This window comes from Gymnodinialimonas phycosphaerae, from assembly GCF_019195455.1.
GTDB lineage: Bacteria > Pseudomonadota > Alphaproteobacteria > Rhodobacterales > Rhodobacteraceae > Gymnodinialimonas > Gymnodinialimonas phycosphaerae.
The window spans coordinates 3,361,756-3,375,005 of the sequence record NZ_JAIMBW010000001.1 but is presented as its reverse complement, the minus strand read 5'-3'; the positions used below and the strand labels follow the sequence as shown (position 1 = coordinate 3,375,005).

The window sequence follows — 13,250 nt, the reverse complement described above, 5'->3', positions numbered from 1 at the left end:
CGTAGCAGACTGGGAGGGAATTTCCTAATCAGCCGTCAGGACCCTGCCGTTTGAACCGGTGATCCGGGCGAAAACGATGTGCCCTTCGGGTTGGTCTGTGGCGAATTTCACTTCGGTAAACTGCTCGGTCCGCCCGGTTTTCGGGCTTTCCATCAGGATGCTGTGGGATTGGCCAATCTGTTGGGACAGGTGCGCCGCTACAGCCGCGTCTCCCGCCAGTCGCAACTGCTTGGCGCGGGCCTTGATCACGGTGCCGTTGACTTGGGGCATCCGCGCGGCGGGGGTGCCTTCACGGGGGGAATAGGGGAAGACGTGGAGCCAGGTGAGGTCACAGTCATGGACCAGCTTGAGGGAGTTGGCGAAATGCGCGTCGGTTTCGGTCGGGAACCCGGCAATGATATCCGCCCCGAAGGTGATGTCGGGGCGCAGCTTGCGGGCATCCTCGCAGAACGCGATGGCATCGTCCCGCAGGTGGCGCCGCTTCATCCGCTTGAGGATCAGGTCATCGCCGTGTTGCAGGCTGAGGTGGAGATGCGGCATCAGGCGCGGCTCTGTCGCGATGGCCTGCATCAGCGCGTCATCCACTTCGATGCTATCGATCGAGCTGATCCGCAGGCGCGGCAGGTCCGGCACCAGCTTCAAAATGCGCAGCACCAGATCACCGAGTTTCGGCGTGGCGGGCAGGTCCGCGCCCCAAGAGGTCATGTCGACGCCCGTCAAGACGATCTCGTTGAACCCACGGTCCACAAGCCGCTTGATCTGGTCCACCACAACACCCGCAGGCACGCTGCGTGAATTCCCACGCCCATAGGGGATAATGCAGAAGGTACACCGATGGTCACAGCCGTTTTGCACCTGCACGTAGGCGCGGCTTCGCGTGCCGAAACCGTCGATCAGATGCTCGGCCGTTTCGCGTACCGACATGATGTCGTCGACGCGCACCTTCTCGGTCTCGCCGATCAAGTCCGGGGCGGCCCACGTGGCGGGGTCCATCTTCTCGGAATTGCCGAGGACCAGGTCGACCTCTGCCATCGCTTCGAACGTCGCGGGCTCTGTCTGGGCGGCGCAGCCGGTGACGATCAGCTTCGCAGCAGGGTTATCGCGGCGCAATTTGCGGATTTCCTGACGCGCCTTGCGCACGGCTTCGGCCGTCACGGCGCAGGTGTTTATCACCACGGCGTCTTGCAGCCCGGCTTGCGCGGTCATCTCGCGCATCGCCTCGGTCTCATAGGCGTTGAGGCGACAGCCGAGCGTATGGAAGACGGGCGCGCTCATCCCCCGGGATCCGAAGGCAACGAGTCAAGGAATGCGGGTGTCAATTCACCACTGAAGACGTGGGCCGTGGCCCCTGTCATCCAGACGCCGTCTGCGCGCCAATCAATAGCGATCTCACCGCCGTCGAGCGTCAGGCGCACCTTGCGCCCGGTCAGCCCCCGCCGTGCCGCCGCGACGGCCACCGCGCAAGACGACGAGCCCGAGGCCAGCGTCACCCCAACCCCCCGTTCCCACACCCGCATCCGCAGGTGATCGGGGCCGATCACATGGGCGAACTGCACATTGGTACGCTCAGGGAAAAGGGGGTGATGTTCGAACTTCGCGCCAAGGCCTTCCAGATCGACCGCATCGGCGTCTTCCACAAAGAAGGTGCAATGGGGGTTGCCCATTCCCGTCGCCACCGGGACGCCGTCAATCGGCAAACTCAGCGTGTCGCAGGCGCCCTTCAGGGGGATGTCCTTCCAGGTCATCACCGGCTGGCCCATGTTGACCGACGTCAGCCCATTGCCTGCGTCCACAGCTTCCAACAACCCGCGTTCGGTGCGCAGCGTGATGCGGTGCTTGCCGGTCAGCTCCATCTCTCGGCGGGCAATGCAGCGGGTGGCGTTGCCACACGCCCCCGCCGTCGAGCCATCGGCATTCCAGAACGTAAGCGCCAGGTCGCAATCTGTGCCCGCTTCGATCACGGCAAGCTGGTCAAAACCCACGCCGCGATGCCGATCCCCCAGCGCCCGCGCCAAGACGGGCGTCACCGCCCGCTTGGTTCCGCGCGCGTCGATCACGACGAAATCGTTGCCAAGGCCGTGCATCTTCAGGAACGGCAGGCCGGGATATGAGTTATGATCAGGCATTTGCCGCATATAGAAGAAGCCACGCACAGTTCAAAGACCTGATCGGCGCTTTCCCGGCCCGTTGGAAAAATCGTCCGGGATTTTGACTTGACGAGTCACCAGCACCCCCCTAAGCAACGGCCCTTGAGCGGGCCCTTAGCTCAGTTGGTAGAGCAGTTGACTTTTAATCAATTTGTCGCAGGTTCGAATCCTGCAGGGCTCACCATTCTTCTTCCCTTGATCTGAACGGTTATCTTTGTGTCGGTGGGGATCACTGACCCGCCACTGCGACCTGAAGATCAGATCCCGCGTCGCTGGAATCGTCCCCCGTGAGGGCCCCGGTCTGACTGACCCGAAACACTGCCACCAACTCTGCGATCGTATGCGCCTCTCCGGAAAGCGCGTGGGCGGCGGCGTTGCTTTCCTCCACCATTGCGGCGTTCTCTTGAGTCACCTGATCCAGGCTTAAGACGGCCTCATTGATCTCACCTAATCCGGTGGCCTGCCCCACCGCTTCCTGGGCGATGCTTGATACATGTGACGAAATTGACGCCACCTGCCTGGAGATTTCTTCCAGCGCCTTGCCCGCATTCCCGACAAGCTCGACCCCGGTCTGGACCTGTGACGACGATTGCCCGATCAACGTCTTGATCTGCATGGCAGCGTCCGATGCACGCTGCGCCAACGCGCGCACTTCCGATGCGACAACCGCGAAACCGCGGCCCGCCTCTCCGGCGCGGGCGGCTTCCACGCCGGCGTTCAATGCAAGCAGATTGGTCTGAAATGCAATCTCATCGATCAGCCCGATGATCTGCGAAACCTGAGCCGAGGACCCCTCGATATCCGTCATGGCGTTCATCGCGGATTGCACGATCGCCCCACTGCTTTCGGCCGTGGCGCAGGCATTCAAGACCACTGCTTCCACATCTCGCGCCTCTTGCGCAGTGTTCTGCACCGACTCGGTGAGCGTGCCGATTGCAGCTGCGGACTGTTCCAGCGCTGCGGCCTGTTGCTCGGTCCTGCTGGCGAGGTCATCGGAGCCTTGAGAAATGGCCTTAGAGCCCCGCGCGACCGAATTGACGTTGTAAGAAACCTCACCAATCACCTGCGCCATGCGTTGTACGGCAGCGTTGTAATCCATGCGCAAGCGTTCATAGGCCTCGGTCATGTCGTCGTCGATGCGGTGGGTCAGATCCCCATCCGACAGGGCAGTCATCGCTTCCGCCAGACGGTCCACGACAATGGTCTGAACGTGCCTTGCCTCTTCGCGTCGCGCCTCGTCGGCTTTGGCGTCGCTCAGACGGGCGCGCAGGGTTTCCAAAGCGCCAGCAATCGCCCCGATTTCATCCGCCCGGTCTTGCAGGGGAACCGTCTTGTCATAGTCCCCTTCGGCCAGGCCTGTGACGGCCTGTTCAACCTGCGTGATCGGGACACGCAACGTCTTCTGCAAGTTGCGCTTCATCAGCGCCAGGATCGCGATGAACACGAGTATCAGGACGGCAATTGCGATGGCACGTTGCACGGCGAGCTTCGCCAACACCGCGTTCGGGGACCATACGATCGCGATGGCGCCCACCGGTGGTCCATTATTATCGAAAAAGACCGGCTCTGCCACGATGTAACCCTGGCCGGCGGTTTGTCGGGTGCCTGACGTCAGCACTTCGGCGCCAAGGTCCACCAGGCCGTGGGCGGTTGCGTCCCCGACAGAAGCGATCGGAACGCCAGACACATCCACGGCAACAATTGCGACGAAGTTGTCAGCCGCCAAAACTGCGTGCCGCTCAAGCTCGGTCTGGACGGCTTCAGCATTCCCGAATCGCATATGAGGCCCAAGTTGACCAGCCGAGTTGCCCACGGCGCTTTCGGCCAAGTTGACCACACCTTCACGTGCGATCTGACTTGTCTGCCATACGGAGAACCCGATAGCCGCAACGACAATAATGACAGTGGACAACGCGGACAGCGCCAGCACCCTCAAGAACAAGGACTTTTCAAGCCCTTTTAGCATAGTCGAAATGGCCATCAGACACTCCTTCGGAAGAGAAAAGGCAGGCAATCTACAGCAAGGCTTGCGCGTCGACCCCAATGGTCACGGCGCCAATGGCATCACCGGTTTCCGGGTCCACCAGCGTCAAGGAGATCTGGCCCTGATACCGCTGGCTCGATTCATCCAGTTCGACGTCACCGAAATGGACGGCATCGGGGCCGACGCCGTAGGTCTCCTGGTGCTTGGCTTCATCGCCCTGCCAGTAGTCAGATGTCACGTGGCTGACGGCAACGTTCAGGCCCTGCGCATCCATCAGGATGATTTCGGTAATGATTCCGCCAGAATCCGCCACCACCTGGCGCAGGAAGTCAGCGGTTCCGTTATCAAGCACGCTATCGACAAGCGCGGTATCGGCGGTCCCGACCTCTGCGCGCCAAGCGGTATCCATGGCGATGATCTCGGCCTCGGAATAGCCGGCAGTTGTTTCATTGGCAGCGGCCACAGCCGCAACAACAGACGGCTCAGACGTCCAGGCGGCCGCCCCCGAGTCCAGATAGGCCTGCATCGAGGATTGATAATCCGTCGCAAAGGCGGGGGCGCTAGCCGACAACAGGGCCGCGGCGATAAGGAATTTACGCATGATGATCCTTTCAAGACGTGTGTTCACGAAGTTCGTCGGGACACCAAAGCGCAATACACCTATCAAATCGTGAACACGGCCCACGCGAAAGATAGGATTTCGCGCAATTCGACAGGTCGGGCGCTCGACGCGGGGCGTCGTATCCGGGATTGGAGGGGCGTCAGAAACCCCTATAATCGGGCCGTGCATTGGGCGGTGGGGTAATCGTATGTTCTTGAGTATATTCGATATTTTCAAGGTGGGCATTGGCCCGTCGTCGTCCCACACCATGGGACCGATGAGCGCGGCCGCGCGCTTCCTTGATGACCTGCGCCGGGGGCGCGAGAAAGAACCGGGAGCCGGTAACCTAGGCGGCCTGGGTTGTTCACTTCACGGTTCGCTGGCTTTCACCGGAAAGGGCCACGCGACCGACCGCGCGGTGATTCTCGGCCTCTCCGGCCACACGCCGTCCACGCTGGACCCCGACCAGGCCGAAGCGCTGGAGGCGCAGATCCGCGCCTTGGGCAGGGTCACGCCCCCGGACCTTCCGCCGCTGAAATTCGCGCCCGAAACCGACCTTGTCTTCGACTACGACACCACCTTGCCCGGCCATGCGAACGGCATGATCCTGCGCGCCTATGACACCGCCGGGAACCTTTATCTGGAGGAAACGTATTACTCCATCGGCGGCGGCTTCGTGGTCACCGCGAAGGAGTTGGACGCCCAGGGCGATGGCCCCGAGGCGCTTCATGCCGAGAAGGAGGAAGCAGGCTTCCCCCATCCCTTTGGCTCTGCCGCCGAGATGCTGGTGATGGGCCAAACGTCAGGCAAGACCATCGCCCAGATGAAATGGGAGAACGAGGCCGCCTTCTCCCCCCGCGCCGAGGTCAAGGCCCGTCTTGATACCGTCTGGCGCGCGATGGACGATTGCATCGACCGTGGCCTGCGGATGGAGGGAGAGCTTCCCGGTGGCCTGAAAGTCAAACGCCGCGCCAAGAAGATTTATGACCAACTGAAAGCCGAGGCAGGCACCAACCAGGCGCAGCCCCATGTCGCAAACGATTGGCTATCGGTCTACGCCATGGCCGTGAATGAAGAGAACGCCGCCGGGGGCCGCGTCGTGACCTCGCCCACCAATGGCGCCGCTGGCGTCGTCCCTGCCGTCCTGCGCTACTACCGTGACCATTGTATTGGCGCGACGGAGGACGGCCTGCGGGACTTCATGATGACCGCCGCCGCGATTGGCGGGCTGATCAAGCACAACGCCTCTATCTCGGGGGCCGAAGTTGGGTGTCAGGGCGAAGTGGGCAGCGCCTCTGCCATGGCCGCGGCGGGCCTGTGCGCGGCTTTGGGCGGCACCAACGCCCAGATCGAGAACGCCGCCGAGATCGCGTTGGAACATCACATGGGCATGACCTGTGACCCTGTTGCGGGCCTTGTGCAGGTGCCTTGTATCGAGCGCAACGGACTGGGCGCGATCAAGGCCGTTTCCGCCGCGTCCCTCGCCCTGCGGGGCGATGGCACCCACTTCATGCCTTTGGACAATTGCATCGAAGCGATGCGCCAGACCGGCCTGGATATGAACACGAAGTATAAGGAAACCAGTTTGGGCGGCCTGGCGGTGAACCTGCCGCAATGCTGATCGTATCTTCGCCAGAAAACAGATCTCCGAGGTTTCCCGGACCCTCGACACCTGCACCCCTGAGGGATCACGACAAGATCGCTTGCCCGCGGGGTTTGGTGCATGCTCTGCCGGGGCAACTGATATCGGCGCCGTTGCAATCCTTGCCTGACCCAGCACGACCCCCGGTGCTAATCGGCGCATAAGGCCCGCCGACAATCGCCCCAAGGCTCACTCGGCGGCAAACGTCTTGTCGCCGCCGGTTAGAAACCCGATGGGCTTCCAGTTCTTGATGTCGGTCTGCGCGACGGCGTGCCACAACGACGCCATGCGGCGGCGGCGTTCGTCCTCGGGCATGGCGATGGCGTCCTCGATGGCGCGATCCATCGACCGGTTCGAGAAGGGGTTGGCAAGCACTGCATCCTCCAGCGCCACGGCGGCGCCCGCGAATTCCGACAGCACCAAGACGCCGTCCCCATCCACGCGCGCAGCGACGAATTCCTTGCAAACAAGGTTCATCCCGTCGACCAGTGGCGTGATCCATGCCACGTCGGCGGCACGGTAGTAGGTCACCAACTCCGAGAACTGGATGGCCCGCGAGATCAGGGCAATGGGCTGCCATTCCAGCGTGCCGAAACGCCCGTTGATCCGCCCCGCGATCTGTTCGATCTCATTCTGGATCTGCTCGTAGGCGGTCATGTTGCGATTGGCCGAAACCGACACATGCATCAGGCGGATCTTGCCTTTCAGCTCTGGCTTGCCTTCAAGCAGGCGTTCGAAGCTGAGAAGCTGCTCGATGCCGCCCTTCGTGTAGTCGGTGCGCCCAACGGACAGCAGCAGCTTGGTATCCCCAAGCTCTTCGCGGATTTCAGCGGCTTTTGCGCAGATCTCGGGCGCGCGGGCGCGTTCCTCGATATAGTCGATATTCACGCCGACCGGTGCGACGCTGATGCTTGTCTGGCGTCCCTCATGGGCCAGCAAGGTCGGCTGCACCCGCTCGGTCAGCGCGGTTCCTTCCGAGATCCATTTTTCGGGCACGCGCACCCGCTTTGCCACCTCGACATCGAACAGGCTGCACGCGACTGAAACGAAGTTGGCGGCATAGCGGGGGATGTGGAAGCCGATGTCGTCGCAGGCCAGAAGGCTAGAGACGATTTCGCGCCGCCATGGCAGCACGTTGAACACGTCGGCGGCGGGAAAGGGGGTGTGATGGAAGAAGGAAATCTTCAGGTCCGGTCGCATCTGCCGCAAGAACCCCGGCACCAGCCACAGGTTGTAATCATGCACCCAGACAACACCGCCCAACGCTGCTTCCTTGGCAGCGGCTTCAGCGAACTGCCAGTTCACCGTCCGGAAGTTCGCCCAGTCCACGGGGTCGTAATTGTAGCGCTCCTTGAAGCCGTGGAGAATGGGCCAGAACGCCTCTTTCGAGGTCACGTGGTAGAACTCGCGGACCTGTTCGGCGGACAAGGGCAGGCGAAAGACCGAATACTTCCCGTGATCGTCCTCGATCTCGATGCGCGGCTCAAAATCGGGATTGTCGGGGTCTTCCGCCAGCTTCCACGCCACCCAGGCGCCGTGGGTGACGCCCCCGAAAAAGCTTTTGAGCGTCGGCACGATCCCATTCGGGCTTTTGTTCTCCCGCAGGACGGTTTTGCCGTTCTCCTGCACCTCCTCATAGGGCTGACGGTGATAAACGATGACCAGATCAGATGACATGGGAAGGCTCCTTCAGGCAGCGGGGAACAGGCGAAAATGGGAAATGGCTTCTGCGATGCCGGTCACGCCGGGCCCATCGGCATGATAGACATGGGCGGCATCGGCGATCTGCTGAACCAACGCGGGTTCCGAGTTGCCGACAGCCACGGCAGGCAAGCCAACGGTCAGCATCGACAGATCGTTCATCGTGTCGCCAGCCACCAGTGTGCGACGTTCGTCGACGCCCAGATGATCCAGCAGGCGGCGCAAGGTCGGCCCCTTGCTGATCCCCTTGGGCAACACGTCGAAGAAACGATTGTCGGATATCAGGGCGTCCAAGCCCATCTCTTCGATCACGGTCACTGCAATGGGGTCAAACACGTCCGGGTTCAGATCGTAGCTCAGGCGATAGCGAAACCCCGTGGGCTGAAGCGTGAGGCCCGGCATATCCGCCAGGGCCGCCTTGACGCGGTCGCCCGTATCGGCCCAGGCCTGCGCGATGGGGGTTTCAAGGTCGGCCAGCGGCGTGATCTCGGTGTTGCCGGCGACGGACGCAATGGTCGTGCCGACATCGCCCACAACGTAGTCGGGCCGAGGTACGCCACGTTCTTCGCACAGGTGGCGAATGTGGTCCGGGTCGCGCCCGGTCACGAAAATCAGGCCAACGCGCGCGCGGTGCGCCTCGATCCAGGAGTAGAAGCTTTGTCGTGCGGCCGCATCTCCGCCCAGGAATGTCCCATCGAGGTCTGTGGCAAGGACGAATTCCTTTCCGGCGATGGGGTTGATCGTAAATGTGTCCTGACGGGTCATGAGATCCTTTCTGCAAGCGTTGCGATTTCCTGGTCAGAGGCGGGGTGGTCGAAGGCCACATCCATCCCGCGCGGCTCTGCCTCCAGTGGGCGCGCCCAAAGATCGGCAAAGGCGACACCCAGATCGGCACCATCGTGCAGGATGGCGCGCACCGTCTCGCAAATCGGCATGGAGACGCCCAGGCGACGGGCGAGGTCGGTGACGGAGCGCGCGTTCACTTCACCTTCCACAACGACCGGGCGCCCCTCGAAACAGGCCTTGCGGGCAAGGCCTTGGCCCAATTGCTGGCCCAGCGCCATGTTGCGTGAGGTCGTGCTGGAACAGGTAAGCGACAGGTCGCCAATTCCCGACAGGCCGGTGACGGTTTCCCGGCGTCCGCCAAGGGTCTCGGCCAGCGCCTTCATTTCGTCCAGACCGCGGGTGATCAGTGCGGCACGCGTGTTCTCGGCAAATCCTGCGCCGGTCATCATCCCACAGGCGATCGCGATGACGTTCTTGACCGCGCCGCCGATCTCTACGCCGACCAGATCGTCCGAGACGTAGGCCCGAAAGCTTTCGGTCGTCAGTGAAAGTGCAAGCCGCACGGCAGGGCTTTGTTGCGGGTTCAGGCGGTCGGCGTAATCGAACGGAAATGCCACGGTAGCCGCCGTTGGATGCCCAAGTGCGGTTTCCGCAGCGAAGGTAGGGCCCGAGACGCAGCCGATCGCCCGATCGCCCAACTCTTCCCGCGCCACCTGCGCCATGAGAAGGCCGGTTTCGGCCTCGATCCCTTTGGCGCAGACCGCGACAGTCATGCCCGCTGGCGCCTGAGCGGCGACTTGCCGGGCCACGCCGCGCAGGCTGCGGGACGGCACCACGATCAAGGCGACCTCTGCGCCCTTTAACGCTTCGGTCAAATCATCCGTTGCGACAAGCGTGCAGGGTAAGGGGATGTCCGGCAAGTAGTGTGTATTGACCGACGCAGTGTTGATCGCATCCACCACGGCGCGGTCGCGCCCCCACAGACGCGTGTCCACCCCCGCCCGCGCGAACGTCGCGGCCAGCGCCGTACCCCAAGCCCCCGCACCAATCACCGCCGCCCGTTGGTACGGGCGCACCTTGGTTGGGATGGGATCACCTGAAAAATGCTCGCGCTTCATTGCTGACCTGACCGCGCTGAAAGCGCTTTTGGGATGAGTCCTGCCGTCACTTGCAGCGACTGACAGACCCTTTTCGACCGTTGGATACAGTAAAGTTTTGGCCAGAAGGGTCTTCCGTCAACAATGCACCCGCAGAAACCGCATTTTTAAGTTATTTTCTGCGTTTTTCAGTACGTTCTCGCACAAGAATAGGAAGAGTCGCACAGATCTTGAGCACAAACATGTCGTTTTTAGAATATTTTTACGTCGCTTTTCGACGTTTGCTGCAGTTGCATTATGATGATTTCGGGGCACGTCAGTTCGGCATGTTCGGCACCGACACACTCAGGAGACATCCATCATGAACGCATCAGTTCGCACGGTCATTTTCCCGGTGGCAGGTTTGGGCACCCGCTTTCTTCCCGCCACCAAGGCAACCCCGAAAGAGTTGTTGCCCGTCCTCGACACGCCCCTGATTCAATATGCCATCGACGAGGCGCAGGCCGCCGGGATTGAGCGTATGGTGTTCGTCAGCCACCCCTCGAAACGGGCGATCGAACGGCATGTCATGGATGACGCCCGCCTGCGCGCCGAGCTGAAGTCCCGGGGCAAAGGCAAGCTGGCGGCCGAGCTTCAGGACGCGGCCCTGTGCCCCCGCAACGATGACGTGGTGTTCACCATGCAGGACCAGCCCCTTGGCCTTGGCCATGCCGTTCTGTGTGCAAAAGACCACGTCTTGCCCGGCCCAGTCGCTGTGGTTTTGCCCGATGACCTGATCCTTGGCAAAGCTTGCCTTGCAGAGATGGTTGAAGCCTATGACAGCATCAACAGTGGTCATCTTGTCGCCACGATGACGGTCCCGCGGGCAGAAACCGGCAAGTATGGCGTGCTTGCCACCTCGACCCACGTCGGGTCCGTCGTTCAGGCCGAAGGCATTGTGGAAAAGCCCGACCCGGCAAAAGCCCCCTCCTGCGAGGCGGTGGTGGGGCGCTATATCCTTGACGCATCGATTTTCGACGATCTAAGCGCGCAACCTCCGGGGGCGGGCGGTGAGATACAGCTGACGGACGCCATCGCTACAGGTATTTCTCGGGTTGGTTTGTCCGGGCTGCGCTTCTCCGGCACCCGCTTCGATTGCGGCTCCAAGGCCGGAATGCTGCGCGCCACCTTGCACCTTGCAGCCCAGGATCAAGAGTGTGTTGAGGTGTTGCGAGACTATGCGGCGAGATCCATCGAGACCGCAGCGGCATGATATCGACCGTGGCGTCGGGCAATAGCGTCGGGCAATAAATCCGGAAACGGGGATCGACGCGGGATGTGGGCCTGTGGCGCTACGCGCTTGGGAAAGCGGCTGAGGCCGTTGCGATTTCAGCGGCTGCGCACGGTATCGCCAGGCAAGAACTCCGGCTCCAGACGCATCACTTCATCGGTCAGCTCATTGGCCACCATCAGCTCGGCGGCGCGGCGGCCGATGGTCTCACGCTGGCTGTCCATGGTGGCAATGCGCATCGGCAAGCCGTCCAGAACCTCAAAGGAATTGAATCCGGCAAGCCCGATCTCATTCGGGATATCCATCCCTTTTTCCATGCAATACAGAAGACCTCCAGCGGCGTTCATGTCTGTGTTATAGTACAGAAAATCCAATGTGGGTGTGCGCTCCAACAAGGCTTGGGTCATCTTCCGCCCGGTCCCGAACCCCGAGGTTCCGTCGTAGAAAATGCTGTCGGCCAAGGTGATCCCGGCCTCGGCCAACCCCGCCTCAAACCCGCGATACCGCTTCTGCGCCCGCGCGTCCGCGATCGAGCTGGACCCCAGATATCCGATGTTCTTATACCCCCGGGCGACGATTTCCGCCGCCATCGCGCGCCCCGCAGCCTCATGGCTGATGCCCACGGCAGCCGCCACCGGGTCGCCATCGACGTCCATGACCTCGACCACCGGCACACACGCGTTGCGCATCATCGCGCGGGCGGCGTCCGTATGCTCCAGGCCCGCCACGATCAGGCCCGAGGGACGCCAGCTCAGCATCTCGTAGATAACCTTTTCCTCTTGCTGAAGGTCATATTGCGAGGTGCCGACAACGGGTTGTAGTTCCGTCCCTTCCAGCGCTTCACCGATGCCGTGAAGGACATCCGGGAACACCATGTTGGACAGCGACGGGATCACCACGCCTACCAAATTGACCCGGTTCGATGCCAAGGCGCCAGCGATCTTGTTGGGCACATAGCCCAAGGTTCGCGCGGCCTCGAACACGCGCTCGCGCGTTTTGTCCGACACATCACCCCGGTTCCGCAGCACCCGGCTTACCGTCATTTCACTGACCGAGGCGGCATCGGCCACATCCCGCAGCGTCATCTGTGGTTTACCATCGAAGGGATTTCGTCCGCGCAATGTGGTGTCCTCGGATTGTGAGCGCTACCACAGCTTGATACGCCCGCGACCCGCCCCTGCGCAAGCGCTTGCGGGACCGCGCTAAATCATCGAAAACAGGAGGCGCTGGCCCCGTGGCTCAACTGGATAGAGCAGCCCCCTCCTAAGGGGCAGGTTGCAGGTTCGAATCCTGCCGGGGTCGCCAGTCCTTCAGACGCGCGTAGACATCGCCGGAGTTGGCGGATGTGGGCAGGTTGTGAAGCATCGCTTCCATCGCCCTGGCCGCGACCCAGCCCCCCTTTTGCAGGACGTGACCCTCCCCAAGGCTGAAGGCGAACTCATAGGGCCCAAGGTCCGCAATGCGCGTCAGGCAGGCGCTTGCAACGTCTCGCTGGATCGTCGTGACCTCGAATGACAGCGCGCGAACAGGGGTGGAAAGGCCTGCCAGTACCTCCGCTTCAAAGCCCTCCACATCGATCTTGATGAAAGCGGGAAGGCCATGGGTTTCAATAAGGCGATCAAGGGGCACCACCGGCACGCGGATCGTCTTGTCCCACGTCTGATCTGCCCACGCCTCCGCGCCGGGCGCGGCCTTGATCAAGGCGCGCGACGCGGTGGAAACCGTTGGGTTGAGGGTGTTGAGATGCATGTCGACCTCACCCGCCTGCGCGCCCGCTGCTGCGCAATGCAACACGACACCAGGGTCTCGGCCATGGATCAGGCGAAGGGCACGGAACACATGCGGTTGCGGTTCCAGCGTAACGACCCGGGCGCCAAGGCGGCGAAAACTGGCCGTGCGATCGCCCACATGGGCACCGATATCAAACGCAAGATCTCCGGGCCCGATGAAGGCCGCGTTCAGGCGGTCCATCCGCTGGGTCCGCGCCACATCACGGTAGTAGACGTCAAAAGACCGGCCAAG

At 62.1% G+C, this 13,250-nt stretch carries 11 protein-coding genes and 2 tRNA genes; 4 read left to right on the top strand and 9 right to left on the bottom strand.

Annotation, left to right across the window (positions count from 1 at the left end):
* Positions 1–24 precede the first annotated feature (24 nt).
* Together mtaB and dapF are read right to left on the bottom strand one after the other, a co-directional pair.
* Complete coding sequence (gene mtaB, locus KUL25_RS16690; protein WP_257893951.1) at positions 25–1,275, bottom strand: tRNA (N(6)-L-threonylcarbamoyladenosine(37)-C(2))-methylthiotransferase MtaB; 1,251 nt, start codon at positions 1,273–1,275, stop codon at positions 25–27.
* Positions 1,272–2,135 carry a diaminopimelate epimerase gene (gene dapF / locus KUL25_RS16685; protein ID WP_257893950.1) on the bottom strand — a complete coding sequence of 288 codons (864 nt, stop codon included), beginning with the start codon at positions 2,133–2,135 and terminating at the stop codon, positions 1,272–1,274. Before dapF ends, mtaB begins: the two co-directional genes overlap by 4 nt.
* 120 nt (positions 2,136–2,255) lie before the next feature.
* On the opposite strand from dapF, the gene KUL25_RS16680 reads away from it, so the two are divergent.
* Positions 2,256–2,331 (top strand) — tRNA-Lys (locus KUL25_RS16680).
* 45 nt (positions 2,332–2,376) lie between these two features.
* Here the strand turns inward: KUL25_RS16680 and KUL25_RS16675 are convergent.
* Both KUL25_RS16675 and KUL25_RS16670 read right to left on the bottom strand, forming a co-directional pair.
* Positions 2,377–4,128, bottom strand: coding sequence for a methyl-accepting chemotaxis protein (locus tag KUL25_RS16675; RefSeq protein WP_257893949.1), 1,752 nt, complete (start codon positions 4,126–4,128; stop codon positions 2,377–2,379).
* 34 nt (positions 4,129–4,162) lie between these two features.
* Positions 4,163–4,732 carry a hypothetical protein gene (locus KUL25_RS16670; RefSeq protein ID WP_257893948.1) on the bottom strand — a complete coding sequence of 190 codons (570 nt, stop codon included), beginning with the start codon at positions 4,730–4,732 and terminating at the stop codon, positions 4,163–4,165.
* 208 nt (positions 4,733–4,940) lie between these two features.
* Here KUL25_RS16670 and KUL25_RS16665 point away from each other — a divergent pair, with 208 nt between their 5' ends.
* Entirely contained in the window at positions 4,941–6,353 is a 1,413-nt protein-coding gene (locus KUL25_RS16665) for an L-serine ammonia-lyase (protein WP_257893947.1), read from the top strand.
* Positions 6,354–6,563: 210 nt separating this feature from the next.
* On the opposite strand, the gene ggpS is transcribed toward KUL25_RS16665, so the two are convergent.
* From ggpS to KUL25_RS16650, 3 genes are read right to left on the bottom strand one after another with little or no spacing between them, the layout of a single operon-like run.
* Complete coding sequence (gene ggpS / locus KUL25_RS16660) at positions 6,564–8,051, bottom strand: glucosylglycerol-phosphate synthase (RefSeq protein WP_257893946.1); 1,488 nt, start codon at positions 8,049–8,051, stop codon at positions 6,564–6,566.
* Positions 8,052–8,063: 12 nt separating this feature from the next.
* Positions 8,064–8,840 (bottom strand): HAD-IIB family hydrolase, encoded by a 777-nt coding sequence (locus KUL25_RS16655; RefSeq protein ID WP_257893945.1) that lies wholly within the window; start codon positions 8,838–8,840, stop codon positions 8,064–8,066.
* On the bottom strand, positions 8,837–9,979 hold the full coding sequence (locus tag KUL25_RS16650; RefSeq protein WP_257893944.1) for an NAD(P)H-dependent glycerol-3-phosphate dehydrogenase: 1,143 nt from the start codon (positions 9,977–9,979) through the stop codon (positions 8,837–8,839). Before KUL25_RS16650 ends, KUL25_RS16655 begins: the two co-directional genes overlap by 4 nt.
* 340 nt (positions 9,980–10,319) lie before the next feature.
* Here KUL25_RS16650 and KUL25_RS16645 point away from each other — a divergent pair, with 340 nt between their 5' ends.
* Entirely contained in the window at positions 10,320–11,210 is an 891-nt protein-coding gene (locus KUL25_RS16645) for a UTP--glucose-1-phosphate uridylyltransferase (protein ID WP_257893943.1), read from the top strand.
* A 116-nt stretch (positions 11,211–11,326) separates the two neighbouring features.
* On the opposite strand, the gene KUL25_RS16640 is transcribed toward KUL25_RS16645, so the two are convergent.
* On the bottom strand, positions 11,327–12,313 hold the full coding sequence (locus KUL25_RS16640; protein WP_257893942.1) for a LacI family DNA-binding transcriptional regulator: 987 nt from the start codon (positions 12,311–12,313) through the stop codon (positions 11,327–11,329).
* A 143-nt stretch (positions 12,314–12,456) separates the two neighbouring features.
* On the opposite strand from KUL25_RS16640, the gene KUL25_RS16635 reads away from it, so the two are divergent.
* A tRNA-Arg gene (locus KUL25_RS16635) sits at positions 12,457–12,533 on the top strand.
* On the opposite strand, the gene KUL25_RS16630 is transcribed toward KUL25_RS16635, so the two are convergent.
* Entirely contained in the window at positions 12,492–13,199 is a 708-nt protein-coding gene (locus tag KUL25_RS16630; protein ID WP_257894885.1) for an FkbM family methyltransferase, read from the bottom strand. The genes KUL25_RS16635 and KUL25_RS16630 overlap by 42 nt on opposite strands.
* Positions 13,200–13,250 lie beyond the last annotated feature (51 nt).

Bases quoted from the DNA above. Each gene is read 5' to 3' on its own strand.
- mtaB (WP_257893951.1), bottom strand. From the start codon at position 1,275: ATGAGCGCGCCCGTCTTCCATACGCTCGGCTGTCGCCTCAACGCCTAT.
- dapF (WP_257893950.1), bottom strand. From the start codon at position 2,135: ATGCGGCAAATGCCTGATCATAACTCATATCCCGGCCTGCCGTTCCTG.
- KUL25_RS16675 (WP_257893949.1), bottom strand. From the start codon at position 4,128: ATGGCCATTTCGACTATGCTAAAAGGGCTTGAAAAGTCCTTGTTCTTG.
- KUL25_RS16670 (WP_257893948.1), bottom strand. From the start codon at position 4,732: ATGCGTAAATTCCTTATCGCCGCGGCCCTGTTGTCGGCTAGCGCCCCC.
- KUL25_RS16665 (WP_257893947.1), top strand. From the start codon at position 4,941: ATGTTCTTGAGTATATTCGATATTTTCAAGGTGGGCATTGGCCCGTCG.
- ggpS (WP_257893946.1), bottom strand. From the start codon at position 8,051: ATGTCATCTGATCTGGTCATCGTTTATCACCGTCAGCCCTATGAGGAG.
- KUL25_RS16655 (WP_257893945.1), bottom strand. From the start codon at position 8,840: ATGACCCGTCAGGACACATTTACGATCAACCCCATCGCCGGAAAGGAA.
- KUL25_RS16650 (WP_257893944.1), bottom strand. From the start codon at position 9,979: ATGAAGCGCGAGCATTTTTCAGGTGATCCCATCCCAACCAAGGTGCGC.
- KUL25_RS16645 (WP_257893943.1), top strand. From the start codon at position 10,320: ATGAACGCATCAGTTCGCACGGTCATTTTCCCGGTGGCAGGTTTGGGC.
- KUL25_RS16640 (WP_257893942.1), bottom strand. From the start codon at position 12,313: ATGACGCTGCGGGATGTGGCCGATGCCGCCTCGGTCAGTGAAATGACG.
- KUL25_RS16630 (WP_257894885.1), bottom strand. From the start codon at position 13,199: ATGGACCGCCTGAACGCGGCCTTCATCGGGCCCGGAGATCTTGCGTTT.